Here is a 4,177-nt window from a genome sequence, read left to right as displayed (position 1 = left end):
CGGCCAGGAACTGGCAGGACGAAGCTCAGTTTCGGAATCCCGCCCGCACGGTCCCCCTCGATGGGATAGACTAAGCCCATTGGAGTTCTAGGAGGCATCGACCATTGACCACGTTTCGTGAACTGGGGCTCTCGCCGGAGATGCTGAGGGCCGTGTCCGCGGCGGGCTTCGAGGAGCCGACGCCGATCCAGGCTCGCGTCATCCCGCTCGCCCTGACCGGCCGCGATGTTGTCGGCCAGGCGCAGACGGGCACCGGGAAGACGGCCGCCTTCGGCATCCCCGTCCTGGAGCGGCTCGATCCGGCCGGACCGTCCCCGCAGGTCCTCATCCTCACGCCCACGCGCGAGCTGGCGATTCAGGTGGCGGAGGAACTGGCGCGCCTCGCGCCGAGAGGGCGCCACCTCGTCCTGCCGATCTACGGAGGCCAGGATTTCGGCCACCAGCTGCGCGCGCTGCGCGCGAACCCGAAAGTGCTTGTGTGCACGCCCGGCCGCCTTCTGGACCACATGCGGCGGAAGACCGTCCATCTCGACGGGGTGCGCGTCGTCGTTCTCGACGAGGCCGACGAGATGCTGAACATGGGCTTCATCGACGACGTGGAGGCGATCCTGAGCGCGGTGCCCGAAGACCGGCAGACGATGCTGTTCTCGGCCACGATGCCGAGCGCGGTCGCCAGCCTCGCGCAGCGCTTCCTGCGCGATCCGGTCCGCGTCGCCGTGGCGCCGAAGCAGGTCACCGTGCCGCAGGTCCGCCAGGCGTACATCGAGGTGCGCGAGGACCAGAAGTTCGAGACGCTCTGCCGCGTGCTGGACGTGGACTCTCCCGCGCTGGCGATCGTGTTTGGGCGCACGAAGCGACGGGTGGGCGAAATCGCGGAGGGGCTGCAAAAGCGCGGTTACCTCGCCGAGGCGCTGCACGGCGACCTGTCGCAGCGGCAGCGGGACCAGGTCATGCGCCGCTTCCGCTCCGGAGCCTGCGAGGTGCTCGTCGCGACGGACGTCGCCGCCCGGGGGCTCGACGTGAGCGACGTGACGCACGTGATCAACTTCGACATCCCGCAGGACCCGGAGAGCTACGTCCATCGCGTGGGCCGCACGGGGCGGGCCGGCCGCGCCGGCGAGGCCGTGACGTTCGTGACCCCACGGGAGCTGCGCCAGCTGCACTGGATCGAGCAGGCGACGCGCCAGACCCTCGCGCGACGGCACGCGCCCACGCTTGCGGACGCGCTGGAGGGCCAGCGCAGCGCCGTCGCCGGGCGGCTGATCGAGACGATGGAGCAGGGGGCGGTCGACGCCTATCTGGGCCTTGCCGAAACGCTTCTTGAGACCTACGATTCGACCCGCCTGGTCGCCGCGGCGCTCGCGGCGCTCACGCCCACCCGGCGCGAGGTCGAGGTCCGGCTGACGCCTGAGGAGCCGCCGCGCAGGGCGCCCAGGCGCACGGGGCGCCGCGGCTTCGGTGCCGCGGCGAATGGGCGGGAGCGGCGGCGCGCGCGCGAGGAGGAGACGGCGGGCGGCCGGCGCTGAACCGCGTGCCGCTGCCGCGCCGGAACCCGAGGAGGTGGACCGTGTGACGTGCCCTCGCTGCGGCCACGACATGGAAGCCTGGATCTGCGATTGGATCGAGTTCGGCCGGAGTTCGGAGGGACCCGTGCCGCACGACCACATCTGGACTTGCCCGGAGTGCGGGCATCAGGTCGTCGAGGCGCACCACGAGGACGAGGAGGACTGAACGGAGGCTAGCCCAGCTCTTCCAGCGCGGCGAGGATCGACGGCAGCGCTTCCCGGGCCGCGGCCTCGCCGGCGGCGATCGTCGCGCGCACCGTGTCGAAGCGGGTCAGCGAGAGCCCGGGCACGGCCGGGGCGATCACCACGTCGGCGCCGCGCACCGCGTCCCGCCTCGACATGGCGTTGATCATGATCGCAACGGATTGGTCCACGATCTCCACCACGTTGTCCACCCGGGCGGGCTCGTTGCCGCGCAGCCCCAGCGCCACGCCGATCACCAGCTCCACGCCCATCGCCTTGAGGATGTCGCCCGGCACGTTGTCGACGAGGCCGCCGTCGACCAGCGTCCGCCCCTCCCAGCGAACCGGTTCGAATACGCCCGGAATCGAGCTGCTGGCGCGTGCGGCGAGCGCGACGGATCCGTCCCGGAAGAGGACCGTGGGCATCCCGGCCTGCGCCGCGGCGTCCGGCAGTTCGGGCGGCCCGAAGATCGCGCGCTCGCCGGTTTCGACCACGGTGGCCACCGCGATGTACGGGCGCGCCGTCTCGCCCAGCCGCCGCCCCTCCGTCCAGCGCTCGAGCTGCCTGAGGAGCCGTTGTCCCGGGACGATCCCCATCGGCGCGCGCAGGCAGTCCGACGGCAATTTCAGGGCGTCGAGGCCGGCCTTGAGAGCCATCTTCAGCAACGGCACGGGCCGCAGGTTGGAGTCGAAGACGTCCTTGGGACGCAGTTGCTCGAGGACGCGGCGCATGGCGGAGGGGCTCCAGCCGCTGGCGTACAGCGCGCCCACGATCGCGCCGGCGCTGGTGCCGGCCACCACGTCGGCGCGGATCCCGGCCTCTTCCAGAACGCTGAGCACTCCGACGTGCGCCACGCCGCGAAGGCCTCCGGCGCCGAGCGCCAGGCCGATCCGCGGTCGCGTGGTCATCCGCAGGCGCAGTGGCATCGTATCTTTCCCCGGCCGCATCCTATGCGCACGAGAGGGGACAGGTTCGGCCGCCGTTCACGACCCCGCGCGGCCGTCGAGGGCGCTCGGCAGGTGGTCCATCACGGCGTCGATGAAGAGGCCGTCCTCGCCGATGCGCACCGTCGTCGGCTTCACCGGGCGGTTGCGACGGTCCCAGAGCACCGTGACCTCGGGTTGCGTGGGCGTGTTCGGGGTCTGGCGGGTCACGACGCCCGCGCGCCCGTCCGAGAGGCGCACGTAGGTCCCCGTGGGGAAGACGGCGACGCGGACGAGCAGCCGCTGCACGAGTTCCGGCCGGAACAGGCGGCCGGCGCCTGCGGCAAGCGTGCGAGCGGCCTCGACCTCCGACACGCCGGGCCGGTACGGGCGGTTGGACACCATCGCGTCCCACACGTCGGCGACGGCGACGATCTTCGAGAAGAGATGGATCTCGGGATCGCGGATGCCCCTGGGGTAGCCCGACCCGTCGAGCCGCTCGTGGTGCGAGAGGGCCACGTTCGTGCTGAGGGGGCTCATGCTCGGCGCCTCTTCCCGCAGCGCCTGGAAGCCCAGCGTGGTGTGCGTCTTCATGATCTCGCGCTCCTCGGGGGTCAGCGGCTCGCGCTTCTTCAGAAGCTCTTTTGGCAGGAGCGCCTTGCCGATGTCGTGCAGGAGCGCGCCCACGCCAAGGCGGCGCAGAAGGCGGTCCGTCAGGCCGGAGCGAAGCCCGACGGCCAGGGACAGGACGGCCACGTTGACGGAGTGCGTGAAGGTGTCGTCGTCGGCCGCGCGGACGACGGCGAGGCCGTAGATCACGTCCCCGTTCGAGCGGACTTCTTCGAGCAGCATCTCCGCCGTACGCTCGATGCCGACGTGGTCGAGGGGACGACGTTTGGACACGCTCTCCGCTGCGCGGTAGACCTGCTCGGTGGCGCGGATGCGCAGTTGCTCGCTGATGTCGGCGTCCAGCACGAGGTCCGGCAGAAGCTCGTGGTGAACGTGGACCCACTGGAAGCCTCGCCGCGCGAGGCTCTCCACGTACGCCGGCGTGAGCACCGTGCCCGCCTTCAGGAGCACGCGACCGTCCTTCAACACCACGCTTTTCGCCAAGCGCCGGCCGACGAGATTCGGGCCGACGGGGACGACGCGCATGGCCTCACCCGCCTGTTCGTTCGAATCGAGTGGTGTCGAGCCGTCGTACTCTTTTTCGACACGGACGGGAGAAAAGTTGAGAAGCGCGGGACCGTCCGAGGCATAGCCTGGCACGCAGGGAGGCTGATCCGCGTGCAAGTCCTGACGATGGGTTCCGAGATGGACGTGAACCGCGTGTTGCAGGAATCGGTGCTGCGGCCGGTGATCGTGTTCAAGCATTCCTCGAGGTGTCCCCGCTCCGCCCGTGCCTACCAGGAGTGGCAGTCGTTCCTCCGCTCGCCGGAGGCCCAGCGCGTGACGCCCGCCATGGTGTGGGTCATCGAGCAGCGAATGGCGTCGCTGGCCATCGCC

The 4,177-nt window shown here is 70.7% G+C and carries 5 protein-coding genes; 3 read left to right on the top strand and 2 right to left on the bottom strand.

Annotated elements, in window-relative coordinates; translation table 11 throughout:
* The first annotated feature begins 104 nt into the window (after positions 1-104).
* Both IRZ18_08735 and IRZ18_08730 read left to right on the top strand, forming a co-directional pair.
* On the top strand, positions 105-1,526 hold the full coding sequence (locus tag IRZ18_08735) for a DEAD/DEAH box helicase (GenBank protein MBX5477190.1): 1,422 nt from the start codon (positions 105-107) through the stop codon (positions 1,524-1,526).
* Positions 1,527-1,569: 43 nt separating this feature from the next.
* Positions 1,570-1,731 (top strand): hypothetical protein, encoded by a 162-nt coding sequence (locus tag IRZ18_08730; protein ID MBX5477189.1) that lies wholly within the window; start codon positions 1,570-1,572, stop codon positions 1,729-1,731.
* 7 nt (positions 1,732-1,738) lie between these two features.
* Here the strand turns inward: IRZ18_08730 and IRZ18_08725 are convergent, their stop codons facing one another.
* Positions 1,739-2,602, bottom strand: coding sequence for a patatin-like phospholipase family protein (locus IRZ18_08725; protein ID MBX5477188.1), 864 nt, complete (start codon positions 2,600-2,602; stop codon positions 1,739-1,741).
* Positions 2,603-2,731: 129 nt separating this feature from the next.
* The gene (locus IRZ18_08720; protein MBX5477187.1) at positions 2,732-3,826 is read right to left on the bottom strand and encodes an HD-GYP domain-containing protein; all 1,095 of its coding nucleotides are present in this window, start codon (positions 3,824-3,826) and stop codon (positions 2,732-2,734) included.
* A 132-nt stretch (positions 3,827-3,958) separates the two neighbouring features.
* Between IRZ18_08720 and IRZ18_08715 the strand changes: the two genes are divergently transcribed.
* A partial coding sequence (locus IRZ18_08715) for a DUF2847 family protein (GenBank protein MBX5477186.1) occupies positions 3,959-4,177 on the top strand: 219 nt, incomplete at its 3' end.

The organism is Clostridia bacterium (assembly GCA_019683875.1).
Taxonomy (GTDB): domain Bacteria; phylum Bacillota; class Sulfobacillia; order RBS10-35; family Bu92; genus Bu92.
The sequence above is the reverse complement of the archived record's forward strand: the minus strand, read 5'-3'. Positions and strand labels throughout refer to the sequence as shown.